The following is a 16,305-nucleotide window of genomic DNA, read 5'->3' on the forward strand; positions in this document are numbered from 1 at the left end:
CCTAAATTCAAGGGCGGAACAAATCGGTTTCCCGATCAATTGCATTTGATTTTTTCGGAAGGAATCCAGGAAGAAAATAGGTTGCGTATGAAATCCAACATCTCTTCATTTTCTTTCTCGGGATAGGACACAACTCCGTCTTTTCTGTGAAAGGGGTAATATAAAAGTGCGGAATCTTTTCTTGTTTGTTGGATTGTTTTCAGGAAATCGGAATTCATTCTAAAACTTCCTATGCTAATATCAACTAACATATCTTTATCGATCTGTTCCCGCATTTCTTCGAAAAGTGTTCTGTAGGATGTTTTCCAATCCGGTTCCAAAAGAACCGGATCCAGGCAAATCCTTACCTTCCAACCGTCTCGGATCGCCCTTGCGGCGGAGTCTAATCTTCCTTTTGTGCCGGGTGCTTTTTTCTCCACTTGTTTGGCGATGGAGTCCGGACTTACGGTCCAAGCTAAAATTAAATTGGGAATGGGTTTGATGTCTTGGATGGATGCATAATTTCCGGACTTGGTTCTTAATTCCAAAAGAAGATCGGGTCTTGTTTCTGCGAATCGAATCCAGGCTCTGCTGGCAGGATAAAAGGATTCCGTAGCAAGCAGATCCGTATCGTAAGAGAGAGCCAGATACAACGATTTATTTTTTTCCAGAAACTCGTCCGTAGCAGAGAAGAAGTCTTCCCAGTTCACAAAAAAAACAAGATTAGCGGATGGGAACATCCCTTGCAGATAACAATAATCGCAATCGTAAATGCAATTCAATGCCAGAGTGTTGTAATAAAAATGAGGATGATCGAAACTGGGAGAAAAATTACTGCCAGGATAAAGATAGTTCTCTTTTTTTTCGGCTAATATAAGTTTGGGGGAAAGTTTTTGGGCTCGGAAGTTCTGTCCTCTTTTATTGAATACATCCTTATAGTGAGAGATAGGTATGACAGTTGCCGATTTGAATTTGGATAAAATTTCTTTCGTTCTGAAATGATCCAGAATTTTCTCTTCCACATAGATATGAGAGTAGGGTTTAAACATGAAGAGAAGACATCCAAAGGCAGAACATTTCTTTTGCATCCTTCTTTTCAGGATTTTCCTTAGAGGAAGAAGGAGGCTTCGGAATTTCCCTTTCCGGAAAACGAAGTTTATAATAACGAATCGATTTCTCCAAATCAACTAGCATCGATTTTGTGAAATTTAATTTTTCTCCTTCTTTCTGCCAAAACTCCTTTTCCGAAGAGGAAAGCACATCTTCCTTTCTCAGGATGTTTGTTTTTAGGAAGTCTGCCAGCAAGGAATCGAGATGGATCTTCATCAGCTCGGAGACATCTTCTGGACGACAGAATTTTCCCTCCAGATGATCGGAAACGATTTTACCCAACTGGATTTGTTCCAACTCGAAGTAAATCGAAGCGGCTTCGAAAAAACCGCTCCCTTCCATATCAATGAGTTCTAATCGTTCGATCTCTTCCTCTTTGAGAATTAAAAAAGGAGTTTCTATTTCGGAAAATCGGGAAGAGGCGATCGGTCGATCAAATGTAGTTAGGTGGGCTTCTCGGGAAAGGGAAAAAGTTTCCAATCGTTCCGGGAAAAATTCGAATCCTCTGGAAAAATCTTTGATTTTATGAATCCAAAAAAAGTCCCCCCGTTTCTGAGAAGGGAGTGCCGATCCTGCAATTCCCAAATTCCAGATGCGAAAACCTTTCCTTTTCTCCTTGGGAATTTTTCCTGCCAACTCTGCTACAGCCAGAGCCATTTGGATTTTTCCGGTTCCGGTTACGGCAAGGAAGTGTTCATCCGTGCTGTAAAAACGAAAATGTCCCTGTTCTTTGTCCGGCTTTGCACCTAAAGCATCTATCCAAGGTTTTGCTTCGGAACTAAGTGCAAAAAATAGGGCTCCCATAGTCTAATAGTTTTAGGAGGTAGGATTGTGCAAAGAAAAGTTTTGCTGGTAATGCTTATCTTATTATGCATACCATTGTATTCGGGAGAGAAAAAAATGTCGTTTTATAATCTCAGTTCCAAATCCATTCACGGGAAGGATGTCCCGTTTTCTTCCTACAAGGGAAAACCGATTCTGGTCGTCAATGTTGCGTCTAAATGCGGTTATACGCCACAATACGACGGGCTGGAGAAAGTTTATCAAGACTACAAAGGAAAAGGCCTTGTGATCATCGGATTTCCTTCCAACGATTTCGGTGCACAGGAACCAGGAACGGAAGAACAAATTGCCGAGTTTTGCAAGTTGAACTTCGGTGTGAGTTTTCCTCTCATGAAAAAAACGAAGGTATTGGGAACGGAGAAAGATCCTGTTTATCAATTTCTTACGGACAACGCTCCTGAAAAAGGGGATGTGCAATGGAACTTTGAAAAGTTTCTCATCGATAAAGATGGAAACGTGAAGTCTCGTTTTCGTTCCGCAGTGAAACCGGAAAGTGAAGAATTGAAAAAAGCGATCGAAAGTGTATTATAATTGAATGAGTCGTAAATTTTCTTTTTTCTTTTTTCTATTGTTTCCCTTTCTCTTGTTCGCTGACGGAGAAGGGAAAGGGGACGTTCAAATTTGGAAATCCAAAACCAAAGAGAAGGTGTCTTGGGAATCCGTTTTAAAAGAAGCGGAATCCTTCGATGTGATCCTTTGGGGAGAAGAACATGATGATTCTCCCGGTCATAGAGCACAATTGGAGTTCTTTCGCAGGTTGACGGAAGTTCTACCTACTTCTCTCAGTTTGGAGATGTTGGAGAAAGACCAACAAACAATCGTAGACGAATACATCAAAGGAGTGATCTCCGAAAAACATCTGCTCACTTCCACCTTTCATTGGAAAAATTTTACGGAAGATTATTTTCCTTTGGTCAAACATGCGAAAGAAACCTACAGTCCTGTCGTTTGTGCGAATCCCCCCAGACGTTATGTCAATGCGTTGGCGCGCAAAGGAATCGTCGCCTATATGGACTTCTCTCAAGAAGCGCATCGTTTTTTGCCGGAAGCATATACTTTAGGTCTTCATATTTCTCCCGACTATCTCACGCGTCTTCGTTCCTTGTTTCAAGGTCATGAAAAAGGACAAGGGCCCAACCCGGAACATATGATTTTATCCCAATTTATGTGGGACCAAGGGATGGCGGAGTCGATTTCCAGGGAAATTTACCGTTCAGGAAGGAAGGTTTTGCACCTCAATGGCAGGTTTCACAGTGATTTTGAGGGAGGAATTGCTTTCCGATTGAAGAAAATGGGGCATAAGGTGCTTGTGATTTCCGCTTTTCCGGAAGGAAAAGAAGAAGAGTCGAATTTTGAGAAAATAGCTGATTTTGTAATTTTGACAAAACGCCGATAAACAGAGTATAGAGTTTTCTATGCAGGCAAATATCAGCATCCCTTCTCCCAAATACATTTGCCCTCATTGCAGCAAGGCATCCCGTCTTCCCCAGCCCCTTCCTGAGTCGGGACTTTTTCAACTAACTTGTGCTCATTGTAAAGAGAAGGCGGTGCTGAAGTTCGATAACTACCAATTTTCCGTAGACCGTATCCTTCCTGCTGCCGCCAAACGGGAGACAATCATCGGGCAGGAACAAATTTTAGAATCTTCTCCTCCCGTTCCTTCCGTACAGACAACAACACCTCCTGTCGTTTCCAAACCGCTGTTCGAAAGAAAGGTACTTCCTTTGGAAGAGAGATCTTTTTTTAGAGAAGAGAGTCTTCCTAAAAGAAGGGAAATCAAACCTCCTTCAGAAAAGAAACCTCTTTGGTTTCGTGAGAATAAGGTTTCTTATCCGAAACAGAAAAAAACAAACGGCGATTTTTCCTTTTTAAAATTCATTTTCGGAGCCACCGCCTTCGGCTTGTTTTTGTTCATTTTGGTATTCGCCTATTTCATCGCAGGTGTATTTCAAATTAAAAAAGAAATCCCCGGTCTTCTCGTTCAATTGTCCAAAAATGTTCCTACTAAGATTTTGGATCGAAACGGAAATGTAGTGAGTGAGATCTTTCAAAAAAGAACTTCCACATTACGATTGCAAGACTATCCGGAGGATATGGTCTCCATACTTCTGAATATAGAGGATCAAAAATTTTTCTCCCACGGGGGAATCGATTATTTCGCAATCATTCGCGCTTTTTCCAAAAACATCGCAAACTTAAGTTATAAACAAGGTGCATCCACGATCACTCAACAGTTGGCGAGAATCATCATTGATGACAGAAGAAAAAGTCTAACAAGAAAAATACGAGAAGCCCAGTTGGCTTTCGCATTGGAGTCCCTTCTTTCCAAGGAAGAGATCTTGGAAACCTATATGAACCATGTGTATCTGGGGCATGGAGCTTTCGGATTCGGAGAGGGAATTAAGTTCTATTTTCATAAAAATCCTCAGGAATTGTCCAGAGAAGAGATCCTTCTTTTGGCTTCTCTTCCTTCTGCGCCCAATAAATTTTCCCCTTTGAAAAATCCTGAAGATTCCTATCGAAGGGTAAGGGCGATTTTAGCGATGTTCCGAAATAGAGGGATTTATCCTAACTTGCAGAAGGAAAAATTCGTTTCCATATACCATCAGTTCTCCACTAGGTCTCCCAACGAAACAGTGTTTGGTGCTAGGCAGGATATCGCTCCTTACGTTACGGAACACATCCGCTCGATGTTGTCCGTATTGGAAGGAGACAAAAACATCTATGAAAGCGGCGGATATACCGTGGAGACTACATTGGATCGAAGCATCCAAGAGTTCATCGGCCCTTCCGTAAGAAATTATCTTTCTAGGGCGGTTAAATCCGGAAAAATTCAAAAGAAATTAGTTCGTAAACTTGCAGGTACTCCCGAAGAAAAGGCAATCAAACAACGATTTGATGACATTGGGGTCTTGAATGAATTTTTTTGGGAAGGAGAGATCAACGAAGGCGGTAAGAACATAGGAGTCCAGGCCGCAGTCGTGGGAATCCAGCCGGGAACGGGGGAAATTCTTTTTCTTCACGGAGGAGAAGAATTCAACAGTAAAAACCAATTCAACCGCGCCGTTCAAATGCGTCGTCAAACCGGAAGTTCCATCAAAGCAGTGTTATATGCATCTGCCATAGATTCGGGAGTGATTCAATCGGGAAGCCGCATCTTGGACGCCCCTCTTTATTACCGAGGAGGTGGCGGAAAGGAATGGTCTCCCGATAATTTGGGAGGAACTTTCGACGGAGAAATTTCACTTCGTACCGCACTCATTAAATCCAAAAACACTGCGGCAGTTCAGGTGGCGGAAAGATTAGGAGCAGGCGGGATCGAAACTTACTTCACTAAGTTTTTCTTTCCCGATGTTTCCGAAAAAAAATCTAGATTTCGTGCGGATCTTTCTTTAGCTCTAGGTTCTTTGGAAATTTCTCCTTTGGAGATGGCTTCCGCTTTTACTTCCTTTGTGAATCAAGGAACGATCAAAAGACCTTTCTTGATCAAAAAAATCACGAATGCCAGAGGAGTGGTTTTATATCAAACGGATGAAGTGGACGAATTCAAATTGAAAGTTCCTAAAGAAAGACAAGCCATTCGTCCGGACACTGCGGAAGTAATGATCTCTCTACTCAAAGACAGTGGTCGAGCCAGCGGAGTCAGGAGCGGAGGTTATGCGGGAGATCTGGTCGGGAAAACAGGAACTACGAACGATTATAAAGATGCCTGGTTTGTGGGAGCAAGACCTGAATTGTCTCTTGCTGTTTGGATCGGTTATGATGATCCTAAATTCGGAATGGGGGGAAGCGGACTGGGAGGAGCTTTGGCAGCGCCTCTTTGGGGGGAAATCGTAAATACGATCGACAAAAATCATTTTCTCGTTAAACGAGAGTTTGCTCCTCCTATTTACAGCAAACCTTATAAAATTTGTCCTTTGTCCGGGAAAGAAGCAGGGCCGAATTGTGCAGGAGCTGTTTCCGAACTTTATCTTTCCGATTACCCTCCTGCAGGCATTTGCAGCGAAGATCACAAACTTCCCGTTCTGGAAAATAGGGATTTGATGAAAAATTTATTCTAGAAATTAAATTCGACCCATCCTAGATTTATCTATCGGCTTCTATGAAAATTTTTCTCTCCTTCTGCCTTTCCCTTTTTTTCGTTTCTTCGGTTCCCGCCGATTCCAATAAATTCCAAAAAGCCTATGAGATGGAGAAGGTGAGTACTTTATTCGCTATTCCTATTTATGAATCATCCCTGTCTTCAGCTAACTCTTCTAAGATGCAGAAGGCTTCCGTAAGCAGATTGTTTTATCTCTATAAAAAACACAATAAGATCATAGAAGCTCTTCTTTTAGGTTCGAAGTATTCTTCTATCATTCCCTCTAAGGAAAAGGCGTGGATTTGGAAAAGCCTAACCGAGATCTACAAACCTCTTTCTTATTCCGATCTGACGAACGTTTATGTTTTGGCGATCAAAGCAAAACCCGATTCGTTTCAAGACCTTTTGGATCATTTGCATTCCGCAGGTCAGACTAAACTTTTCGAATTCACCTACATCATTCTTTATAAAAGAAAACAATACGAAACTCTTGCCAAAATGTTCGAACAAGATCCTTCTCTTTCTTCCTCTCCATTGTACGAAGGAGTGGTGAACATCAAATTGAATCCGGAAAAGGGGAAAGAGTATCTGAACTCCGTGGGAATGGAAGCGGACAAAGATAATCCTACTAAGTCCGATTTATTGTATTTGCTGGGCCTTTATTTTCGCGCTTTGGGAGATTACGATGCTTCCGCAAGATACTTTAGGATGAGCGCTTCCTTTCATTGGGGAGAAAGAAGCAAGATGGAGACTGCCAAGTCACTTGCATTAGGTGGAAACTTCAGTGAAGTATGTCAAAATTATAATTTCCCTCCTTCTCCCAATGAAGAAGTAGGCCAAATCTTTTACTTGATCTGCACAAAAAAGGACAAAGAGTTTTTGAAAGAGATCCAACCTAGTCTTTCTTCTTTAGGAGCGAGAGAGGGCGGAGAATTCTTTCAGAAGGTAAATTCCAGTTTGGAAAAATGGCAATGAATCTGAAAAGAAGATATTTTATATTAGGAACTGTATCCCTATTTGCGGCGGGAATTTTATTTTTTCCTCATTCTTTATCTCCTCAGAACAAACTTCTTTCTCTTTCGGATGAGAGTAAGGTATTACTTCTCCCTGAAATGAAGACGGACGAAATTTTTCTCTGCCAATCGGAAAAGGGAAAGGTATTCGGAAAAAACAAACCGAACATGAAGGAATGTTATTCTTTGCAGACCTATGTTTTGGCGGATTCCATCGGTCTATTTTTGCAGTCTGAAAAAAATGAAGAAGTGCAGTTCGCTTTTTACGGCTCTTCCGGAAAGCAGGTTTTTCCGGAATGGGAAGAACCTGGTTATGGAAAACTGACTCTTCTTTCTTTTGTTGCCACAATGAAACAACAGTTACTTGTGCAGGCGATTCGAAAGGATAAAGCTTATTTTTATTTGAGAACGAAGCCCGGAAGCTGGGCTTTGGAAGAATAATGGGCAGGGAAGGATTCGAACCTTCGAAGACATAGTCAGCAGATTTACAGTCTGCCCTCGTTGGCCACTTGAGTACCTACCCGAAGAAATATGGAGCCGCCTGAGGGATTTGAACCTCCGACCGGCTGTTTACAAAACAGCTGCTCTACCACTGAGCTAAGGCGGCGTATGCTTTTCCAATTTTTGGGAAAACGGTCTAAGGTCAAATAAAAATTCACTTTGTGTCTTAAAGAAGTGAGTGATCATGGTCGTACGTGGCATTATTTTTGATCGATAGCCTGATGAGCGCTTCGATTCTCTGCTTTTACTCGGGGTATTTTCTCAGGAAAAAAAGCCTAAAGTGGCATAGAATTTCGAATTTGAGCGGTGTTTTTTTTAATCTGACCGCCGCAGTTTATCTGCTTTCCATGAAATATTTGTTTGGTGGTCTGGAAGAACATTCCGTTTTTTCCGCGGCTCCTCAATACATCATCCACATCCATAGGTTTTGGGCCGCTGTGGCTTTGGTGATGATGCTCGTAATGGCATATTCCGGGATCAAAAGAAAAAGAAAATTGCATGTAAAGCTGCATTTTGTCTTTTTGCCTTTATATACCTTGGTGTATGCATCCGGTTTATTTTTATTTCAATCTTATCCTGTAAGGTAATTTTATGAGCGCAATTGATTCCGCAAAAAAGTTTGCAAAAGACATCAGAATTCAAGTGATCAAAATGGTCACTGCCGCTAACTCCGGGCATCCGGGTGGTCCATTGGGTCTTGCGGATATTTACGCTGCACTATATACTAAAGTACTAAATCATGATCCTAAAAACCCTGAATGGGCGGAAAGAGACCGATTGATTTTATCCAATGGTCACGTTTGTGCCGTTCGTTATGCAGCTATGGCGCTTTCCGGTTATTTCCCTGTGGAAGACCTTCTTACTTTCAGAGGAATCAATTCTTATCTACAAGGACATCCTTCTACAAGATACATGAAGGGAATTGAATCCAGTTCCGGTTCTTTGGGACAAGGATTATCTGTCGCTACCGGACTTGCACTCGGTGCAAAACTCAAAAAAGAAAATCATAAAATCTATGCTTGTATCTCTGACGGTGAATGCGGAGAGGGGATGACTTGGGAAGCGGCTCAGTCAGCGGTTCACTATAAAGTAGACAATTTGATCGCTTTTATGGACAGAAACTTCATTCAAATCGACGGTAACACGGAAGAAGTAATGAGGTTGGAACCTCTGAATGAAAAGTTTAGAATGTTCGGCTGGAATGTCATTGATGCAGACGGACATAATATGGAAGAAATTTTTGCAGCGTTCGAAAAAGCGAAAGAGCATACAGGTTCTCCTACCTTAATCGTATTCAGAACTGTGATCGGTAAGGGAGTTTCCTATATGGAAAATCAAGCGAAATGGCATGGAACGCCGCCAAACAAGGAACAAGAAGCACAAGCTCTTGCGGAGCTTGCTTAATTCCTGATTCTTTAATTTCTTCGATTGACATAGGAAATGTAAGTTTAAATATTCTTGCATGGCACAGGGACATCATCCTAATTTTTCAGCCGACGACATAACTCGTCTTCTTTACGATTGGGAAATTGCTCCTTCGGAAAAGAAAAGATTCTTACTCAAGATGATCGCTTCTCGCATTCCTTGGCAGATGTCTGTTGAGGATGCGGCAGAAGAAGTGAAAGATCCTTTCCTTAGAGTGCAAGCTCGCAATATCGGCCCCGAACTTTTTCGTCATCGCATTCGTCATAGTTTTTATAAACTCACTTTAAGAGGAAACACCGGTCACTACAAGGATTTGGAAGAGTCGGTAGTTCAACTTTCCAGTCTTGGTTTCCCTAATCAAAGTTATATGGAAATGAAAAAAGAGCTGGATCGAATCGCTCTTAGGATTTCCGAACTTTTTGACGAACACTCTTCTCATCTTACGGAAGAAATGAAGGTGCAGATCCTCTGCCAAGTTCTTTATCAGGAAGAAGGTTTTGTAGGGAACATTCAAAACTACAACGATCCTTCCAATTCCTATCTTCAACATGTGTTGAAAAGCAGATTGGGAATTCCCATTTCTCTTTCCGTTGTCTATTTGTTAGTTGCTCAAAGGTTGGGGCTTCCTCTTTACGGAACCAATCTCCCTCTTCATTTTCTGCTGCAATACGAATCCGGCTCTTATTTTACTTATATTGATCCTTTTCACGGAGGAGTACTCCTGGATCGTTTTACTTGTGAAAAGTTTTTGGAAGCGAACGGTTATCCTCTCTCTCCTAAATACTTCACCAAAGCCAGCACTCTTTCCATGATCAAAAGAATGTGCCGCAATTTGATTCATATCTACAGAGAAAAGCAGTCGAAAGAAATGGAAACTCTGATCAAAGACCAACTTTCCATTTTGGAAAGCCGTTCCACTCCGGCAGAGTAAAATTTTTTATTTATGTCCGTTGCAAAAGTAATCTCCCGATTCGATAAAAATTTATATTCTATCATCGGGGAAAACCTTCCTGTCCTAAAAAAAATAAAAGCCTATGTGATCGAGTCCGGTGGAAAGAGAATCCGTCCGGTCACTCATTATCTTTTTTGCCGATTTTTGAATTATGAAGGCAAGCAGTGGTTAGATGTTGGTTCCGTAGCGGAACTCATTCATGCTGCAAGTTTGCTTCATGATGATGTGGTAGATAATGCTGTGATTCGAAGAGGTAAACCCACGGTAGGCGCCAAATTCGGAAACAAAACTGCTATTTTAGCGGGAGATTTTCTTCTCGCTTGCGGAATTCAAAGATTAAACGATTTGGGAAATCCTAAGATCATGGGTTTGTTTTCCCAAGTCTTGAAAGATCTTTCTGTCAGTGAACTTTTGCAGATGGAATGGGAAAAAAATCCTAAGATCACTCCAAAAATCTACGATTCTGTTATTTATGGAAAAACGGCATCGTTATTCGGTGCTTGTACGGAAAGTGCGGGAAGACTCGCCGGTCTTTCCGAAAAAGAATGCTCCGCCTTGTCCGAGTTTGGTGTTAGGTTGGGGAAACTTTTTCAAAAGAAGGACGATTGTTTGGATTATTTCCACAGTTCCAAAGACAGCGGAAAAGAATTTTTGAAAGATTTCAAAAACGGACTCTTCACGTATCCGATTTTGGTTTTGAGAGAAAAATCGAATTCCAAAGAAGTGAAAGAAATCAATTCCCTGTTTTCCAAAGAAGAAAGATCCAAACAGGACGAATCTCTCGTTTTGTCTATGTTAAATGATAAAAAGATAGAATCGATTCTTGTGGATGAGTTCAAAAAAGAAAAACAATATTTCCAAAACTTTCTTTCCAAATACCCTGAATCTTCCGAGAAAAAACTCTTCCAAGAACAATTAGACAAGCTGACTTAGATTCTACCTATTTTACTTTAAGTGTTCATCTCTATGAAGTCGATGGCGGGAAGAGTGATGATGAATTCCGTTCTTCCTACTTCTGATTGAAAAAAAATGGTTCCCTCGTGTTTTTTTACGATGGATCTTGTTAAGTCGAGTCCCATTCCCGTTCCTTCACCTAACTCTTTTGTTGTGAAAAAAGGTTCGAATACTTTTTTCTGAATTTCTGGAGGTATCCCCGGACCATTGTCTATGATTCTAGTTTCTATATGGTAATCTTTCTTTTGGGTGAGTATGATCAGATTGCCTTTGTATTCCATCGCTTGTAATGCATTGAGGATGATATTGGTCCAAACCTGAATGATCTCTTCGGGCCATCCTAAAATGGTGGCGTCCGATAAAAACGTCTTCTTTAAAGATACCTTGCCTTTCATTTTGTACTGATAGATGGTCAGTACCGTTTCTATGCTGTCTACCAGTGTGAAGATTCTTCTTTCTTCCGATTTGGAATTACGCGAAAAGTTTTTAAGAGCGGAAATGATTTTCGAGGCTCTGTCCACTGCAATTCTAACAATGGATAAATGAAGGTTTTCGTTTTTTTTACTGAGTATATATTCGATCAGATTGTGTTTGTGATCCTGCAAGAGGCGCAGGTCCTTTTCCGTAGGAGAGTCAAGTCCCACGTCGAGAAATCTTTCTATCGTGCTTTCATCTAAATCCAATTCATGTTCGCTGAGGCTTTTTTTCAGAGTTTTCTTTTTTTCTTTTCTCTCAGTATAACTTGCCACCAATCCGAAATCGTTGTTTTTTGAAATGAGTTCCTTGAGAGCGAGCATTTCCGATTCGGAAAGTTCAGAGAGTATTTTTCTGGAACGATCTAATTCATCCGTTCCACTCTGATTCGATTCGAGCAGGGTTTCCGTAGAGGCTTTGATGGCGCTGAGAGGATTGTTCAATTCGTGCGCCACACCTGCGATGAGTTTTCCCAACTCGGTCATTTTTTCGGAATAGATCAATTGGTTCTGAGTGGCACGAAGATGGTTGAGAGTCGTTTCCAAATGTGTTTTTTGATCTCTCAGTTCTCTAGTTCTTTGAAAGATGATGTTTTCCAGGTTTTGATTTTGCCTGCGGATGGTTTCTTCTTTTTTACGACGAACCCGAACGTTGATTTCTGAGATGGCGACGATATAGATCACCATTTGTAAGGCGATTCCTATCTCGTTTGCCGACGAAGTGAACGGATTGTTCGGAATGATTCCTAAATGCATCACTACTACGATTGAGGAACCTATCTGCCTGAGGATGAATCCGCAGAAAAGTATAATCCCTTGTTTGTTTTTGATGAAGATGGAATAAATCCCGAAGCCGATCGCGAACAAACTCATCATCAAATTGTTCGTGTACATCAGCTTCATATACATCTGAAGACCGAATAGGTTTACCAAGTAAGTGAGAGGCATCAGATAGATATAAACTTTTAGGATCTTATCCACATAAGGGAAAAGAATCTTAGTCTGCATAAACTCTCTAAAGAATAGGATGAGCGCGATAGGACTCAGTGTTATGAACAGGGATGCTTGTCTGCTGAACTCCGGATTTTCCGGAAAAAAAGAAACGTATAAAAATCCGGATAGATAAGCGTTTGTGATGCTGATTGTGACTGCGGAGAATGCAAGATAAAGATAAATTTTCTCTTTGATGAAACTCCATTGCGTGAATGCGATCAGAACCACGAGCAATGTGATTCCCAAATAAAAACCTTGTAAGTTTAATGTCTGTCTTGTGAACGTATGAAGTTCTTCCGCACTCATCACTTCGAAATGAAGTCTATGGATCGATTCGTTCCTGACTTTGAAGTAATACTCCCCTTTTTTACTTACATTATATATGAATCCGGCAATGTAGATGTCCTCTTTATGATAAGGACGATACACTCCAGATATGGAACGGTTTACTATTTTGGAACCTTCTAGCTGGTAAAAATCGATCTCTCCTGCCAAAGGATTTCCCAAACGTAAGTAACGAGGAGATTCTGAGGTTTCAGGAAAGCTTACTTTGTACCAAATGGGTTTGTCCGTGAAGCCGAAATAAAAATCAGGGTTGTTATGCGGCTCAAGAATTGCCCCGGATAGACTTTTGATTAGGGATACCTCTTCCCTGTCATTGACAGGGGAGGTGACCAAACTGATGGTTTGTGCGGAAAGAAAAAAAGGAAAAAAGAAAAGTAAGGTTGTGAGGTACTTCAACTTACCTATAAGTTATTGTGCGATCACGTTTTTCGCATAACACTTTACTTTGCCTTGGATTTGGATCGGAGTTCCGCTTCCGCTGGCAGCGACATAACAAGTTTGGTTATTGATCGTATAACAAGTGGTTGTCGTTGTGCTGGTTGCAGCGGTACAGTTGACATTGTCTAAAGTTGTACATGTGCTGGTCGTTGTGCTTGTGCTGGATTCAGTATAGTATCCGTTGAGGTTCAATTCTATATCGAAGCTGGGAATTTCCTGACCGGTTGTCAGGTTTACGTTGATATTGATTCCGTTGGTTGACCAACCTACGGAACCTAGAGTTCCCGTTGCCGTTTTTCCGAAAGCCCCTCCTGTTAGGATGAACCCTTGCTGTGTATTGAGAGGACCTTTTGTCTGCATGTAGTCATAGGTGTATCTCATGCTGAGGGTTTCTCTGGTCTTGAAAGTTAGGATCGATACGATAGAAAATTTGGTGCCTGGAGTCGTAGAAGAGGACGTAGAAGTTGTGGTACCTGTTGTGCCGGTGGTGCTTGTACTTGTCGCAGGACTCGCTGTTCCACAACTCGTGGTTACGTCCGTATCGATTTCTCCCGTGAAAAATTGTGATCCATCCAGAAGCTGTGTGAGTAAGTTCAGCTCTGTTTTATTTTGATCTTTCGTGCTACAGCCTGTGAAAAAGAAAGTGAGAGTAAGGCAGGCTAAAAATAGCAATTTAGTAGAGGACATGGGGTAAGTATCAGCTTTTCCTGATCTTCGGTCAAGAGCATTCTAGGAATCGGTTTTTGTTTTTCTTTGGCAAAAAAAGAGGATTTTGGGAACCATGGCTATATATGGTTTTTGGAATCAACCTTCGTTCCCTGTTTTCCGTCCAGGGGCCAAGATCCATTTATGTCTACTCGCTTCTCATCGGACTGATTTCCGGTTTCGGTGCTTATGGATTCAACTTCATCTTAGCATATACGGAAAGTTTTACTTTCGGGACTTTGATCGGGTTTGATCCTGGAGTTCCAGCAGGAGACCGTTTCTTCCATTTCGATTTTCCTGCTTCTTCCTTGAGCAATCTTTGGTTGTTCATTTTACCTGCATTAGGTGGGCTTCTTGCGGGACTCATCACTTATTTTTTCTGCCCGGAAGCGGCGGGAGGAGGAACAGATTCTCTCATTCATTCCTTTCACTATAATGAAGGAAAAATCAGAGGAAAGGTTCCCTTTTACAAGGCTTTGGTGACCATCATTACTTTGGGTACCGGTGGATCCGGCGGAAAAGAAGGGCCTACCGCACAGATCGGTGCCGGTTTCGGATCCAGCTTGGGGTCTCTTTTGGGAGTGGGGGCCAGAGCCAGACGCACTTTGATGCTTGCCGGGACTGCAGGAGGATTGGGAGCTATCTTTCGTGCTCCGTTAGGTGGTGCGATCACTGCGGTAGAGATGGTTTATAAGGAAGATATAGAAAGCGATTCTTTGGTTCCTTGTATTTTATCTTCCGTCACCGCTTATCTTACTTATACGAGTCTTGCAGGAAGAGGTTCCATCTTTGAAGTGCAAGAATATACATTGAACGACTACAGACATATTCCCATCTATTTGGCGATGGGAATTCTTTGTTTTGCCATAGGGTATGTTTTTGTTCGATTCTATCATTTTGTCCAAGATTTATTCGGAGGAATGAACATTCCCAATTATTATAAACCGGCAATCGGTGGCTTGGTGGTGGGAATGATCGCTCTTTTTTTTCCTGAGGTTTTGGGATCAGGCTTCGGTCTTTTGCAAAAAATGGTGGATGGGGAAGACATTCGTTCATTCCGTTTCGGAATTTCCGGTCCTATGTTTCTTCTTTCCATCGCACTTTTTAAAATCGTATCCACATCCTTCACCGTAGGTTCCGGAAGTTCCGGAGGGCTGCTAGGTCCTTCTTTCTTCATAGGAGGAATGTTAGGTGCTTTTACCGGTTCCATGTCTCAGATATTGTTTCCCGATTGGAATATATTAGTGTTTCCTTTTATGCTTGTGGGGATGGGATCTTTTTTTGCGGGAGTGGCTAGAGCTCCCATCGCAGGAATGGTGATGGTCTGCGATATGATCGGAAGTTATGAACTTCTTCCTCCTTTGATGATCGTTGCGGTGCTTGCCGCCATTCTCTCCAATAAGATGTCTATCTATCGCAATCAGGTGAGGAACCGTTTCGAATCTCCTTCCCATCATTGGGATATGAACCAAGACATCATGGATCGAATCAAAATCTCCCAACATTTTTCCGAGTTCCGTAAATATGCGATGGTGTCGGAGGATCTTCCTTTGACAAAATTGCAGTCCCAGGCTCCCGGAATTCAAGCCAGCGATTTCATTCTTGTGGGAGAAGGGGAGACTTACAAAGGAATGGTCTCTTTACGAAAAAATCGGATCCTGCCGGAGTTCGAAGAACATCTTCAGAATTTGATCACCTGCCATGAAATTGTGCAAGATGTTCCTTTCGTTTCCCCTTCCGATAGTTTGGGGACGGGGCTTAGGATATTATTACAATACGATGTCGATAAAGTCGCCGTGGTAGATGAGTCTAAGAAATGTTTGGGTTATCTTCGTTATATCGATTTGTTCAACGCTTATCAGGAAGAGATTCGTCTCTATTCCAGAAAGAAGTAAATCAAAGAAAAAAGCGGTGGATTGAATCCAGTTCTTGAAAGAACTTGTAAGAAGGCGATGAGACATAGATTAATTTTACTTTTTTTGGCTTCTTTATTTTTCCTCTCCGCCTGCTTATCCAGACAAACCGTAGTAGAAAAAAAGCCCGATCCCCATAGCAAACCCATTATCATTCCTCCCCAATACTTGAAGCCCATCATCGGCAGAGTGGAATGGATCGAAATTCCCAATTGGAAATTGAGGATTCGTGCCCGCATCGATTCGGGAGCTAAGACTTGTTCTATCCACGCAGTGAATGTAGAAAAGAAAGTGGAAAACGGGGAAACTTACGTTTATTTCGATACCTTTAATAATGAAGGGAAGTTGTTCCGTGTGAAAAGCAAATACTTGAACGAGACCAAAGTGGTAGGTACTTGCGGAGAAGCGGAGACTAGAATTGTGATTCGGGAAACTTTGAAACTGGGAAAAGTTTCGGAAGAAGTCAATTTGACTCTCAATGATCGAACCAATCTCACCTATCCTTTTTTAGTCGGTCGAAATTTTCTTATGGGTAAGTTTCTAGTGGACGTTTCCTTGTCCCATGCGTTGGGTGATTGAG

The 16,305-nt window shown here is 41.7% G+C and carries 15 protein-coding genes and 2 tRNA genes; 11 read left to right on the forward strand and 6 right to left on the reverse strand.

What is annotated here, in order from left to right; all coding sequences use genetic code 11:
• Nucleotides 1–35: 35 nt before the first annotated feature.
• Together EHS15_RS11095 and EHS15_RS11100 are read right to left on the reverse strand one after the other, a co-directional pair.
• Nucleotides 36–1,028: an SPL family radical SAM protein gene (locus tag EHS15_RS11095; RefSeq protein ID WP_135760638.1), complete on the reverse strand. Its 993-nt coding sequence runs from the start codon at nt 1,026–1,028 to the stop codon at nt 36–38.
• Complete coding sequence (locus tag EHS15_RS11100) at nt 1,021–1,893, reverse strand: nucleoside phosphorylase-I family protein (RefSeq protein ID WP_135760639.1); 873 nt, start codon at nt 1,891–1,893, stop codon at nt 1,021–1,023. The genes EHS15_RS11095 and EHS15_RS11100 overlap by 8 nt, the downstream gene beginning before the upstream one ends.
• A gap of 27 nt (nt 1,894–1,920) precedes the next feature.
• On the opposite strand from EHS15_RS11100, the gene EHS15_RS11105 reads away from it, so the two are divergent.
• The 5 genes from EHS15_RS11105 to EHS15_RS11125 are packed head-to-tail and all read left to right on the forward strand — an operon-like array spanning nt 1,921 to nt 7,467.
• Nucleotides 1,921–2,463, forward strand: coding sequence for a glutathione peroxidase (locus tag EHS15_RS11105; protein WP_281277628.1), 543 nt, complete (start codon nt 1,921–1,923; stop codon nt 2,461–2,463).
• A 4-nt stretch (nt 2,464–2,467) separates the two neighbouring features.
• Nucleotides 2,468–3,328 (forward strand): ChaN family lipoprotein, encoded by an 861-nt coding sequence (locus EHS15_RS11110; RefSeq protein ID WP_135760641.1) that lies wholly within the window; start codon nt 2,468–2,470, stop codon nt 3,326–3,328.
• A gap of 31 nt (nt 3,329–3,359) precedes the next feature.
• Nucleotides 3,360–5,993: a transglycosylase domain-containing protein gene (locus tag EHS15_RS11115; protein ID WP_135760767.1), complete on the forward strand. Its 2,634-nt coding sequence runs from the start codon at nt 3,360–3,362 to the stop codon at nt 5,991–5,993.
• Nucleotides 5,994–6,034: 41 nt separating this feature from the next.
• Nucleotides 6,035–6,988, forward strand: coding sequence for a hypothetical protein (locus EHS15_RS11120; protein ID WP_135760642.1), 954 nt, complete (start codon nt 6,035–6,037; stop codon nt 6,986–6,988).
• Nucleotides 6,985–7,467 carry a hypothetical protein gene (locus tag EHS15_RS11125; RefSeq protein WP_135760643.1) on the forward strand — a complete coding sequence of 161 codons (483 nt, stop codon included), beginning with the start codon at nt 6,985–6,987 and terminating at the stop codon, nt 7,465–7,467. The genes EHS15_RS11120 and EHS15_RS11125 overlap by 4 nt, the downstream gene beginning before the upstream one ends.
• Here the strand turns inward: EHS15_RS11125 and EHS15_RS11130 are convergent.
• A tRNA-Tyr gene (locus tag EHS15_RS11130) sits at nt 7,468–7,549 on the reverse strand.
• Nucleotides 7,550–7,558: 9 nt separating this feature from the next.
• Nucleotides 7,559–7,633, reverse strand: a tRNA-Thr gene (locus tag EHS15_RS11135).
• Between the two features lie 115 nt (nt 7,634–7,748).
• Between EHS15_RS11135 and EHS15_RS11140 the strand changes: the two genes are divergently transcribed.
• Genes EHS15_RS11140 through EHS15_RS11155 form a run of 4 tightly spaced genes read left to right on the forward strand, consistent with a single transcriptional unit; the run spans nt 7,749 to nt 10,837 of the window.
• Nucleotides 7,749–8,114 carry a hypothetical protein gene (locus tag EHS15_RS11140; RefSeq protein WP_425460641.1) on the forward strand — a complete coding sequence of 122 codons (366 nt, stop codon included), beginning with the start codon at nt 7,749–7,751 and terminating at the stop codon, nt 8,112–8,114.
• Nucleotides 8,115–8,118: 4 nt separating this feature from the next.
• Nucleotides 8,119–8,931 (forward strand): transketolase, encoded by an 813-nt coding sequence (locus EHS15_RS11145; RefSeq protein WP_135760645.1) that lies wholly within the window; start codon nt 8,119–8,121, stop codon nt 8,929–8,931.
• Nucleotides 8,932–8,989: 58 nt separating this feature from the next.
• Entirely contained in the window at nt 8,990–9,883 is an 894-nt protein-coding gene (locus tag EHS15_RS11150) for a transglutaminase-like domain-containing protein (RefSeq protein WP_135760646.1), read from the forward strand.
• A 12-nt stretch (nt 9,884–9,895) separates the two neighbouring features.
• A complete protein-coding gene (locus EHS15_RS11155; protein ID WP_135760647.1) occupies nt 9,896–10,837 on the forward strand; it encodes a polyprenyl synthetase family protein in 942 nt (313 codons plus the stop codon).
• 17 nt (nt 10,838–10,854) lie between these two features.
• Here EHS15_RS11155 and EHS15_RS11160 read toward each other — a convergent pair whose 3' ends face one another.
• The gene (locus tag EHS15_RS11160; protein WP_135760648.1) at nt 10,855–13,065 is read right to left on the reverse strand and encodes a 7TM diverse intracellular signaling domain-containing protein; all 2,211 of its coding nucleotides are present in this window, start codon (nt 13,063–13,065) and stop codon (nt 10,855–10,857) included.
• Between the two features lie 12 nt (nt 13,066–13,077).
• The gene (locus EHS15_RS11165) at nt 13,078–13,794 is read right to left on the reverse strand and encodes an LIC10920 family plasminogen-binding lipoprotein (RefSeq protein WP_246052095.1); all 717 of its coding nucleotides are present in this window, start codon (nt 13,792–13,794) and stop codon (nt 13,078–13,080) included.
• A 104-nt stretch (nt 13,795–13,898) separates the two neighbouring features.
• Here EHS15_RS11165 and EHS15_RS11170 point away from each other — a divergent pair, with 104 nt between their 5' ends.
• Nucleotides 13,899–15,707 (forward strand): chloride channel protein, encoded by a 1,809-nt coding sequence (locus tag EHS15_RS11170; RefSeq protein WP_135760649.1) that lies wholly within the window; start codon nt 13,899–13,901, stop codon nt 15,705–15,707.
• A gap of 21 nt (nt 15,708–15,728) precedes the next feature.
• Nucleotides 15,729–16,304, forward strand: coding sequence for an ATP-dependent zinc protease family protein (locus tag EHS15_RS11175; protein WP_246052097.1), 576 nt, complete (start codon nt 15,729–15,731; stop codon nt 16,302–16,304).
• The last annotated feature ends 1 nt before the right edge of the window (nt 16,305 follow it).

This window comes from Leptospira idonii (genome assembly GCF_004770995.1).
In the GTDB taxonomy this organism is placed as follows: Bacteria; Spirochaetota; Leptospiria; order Leptospirales; family Leptospiraceae; genus Leptospira_A; species Leptospira_A idonii.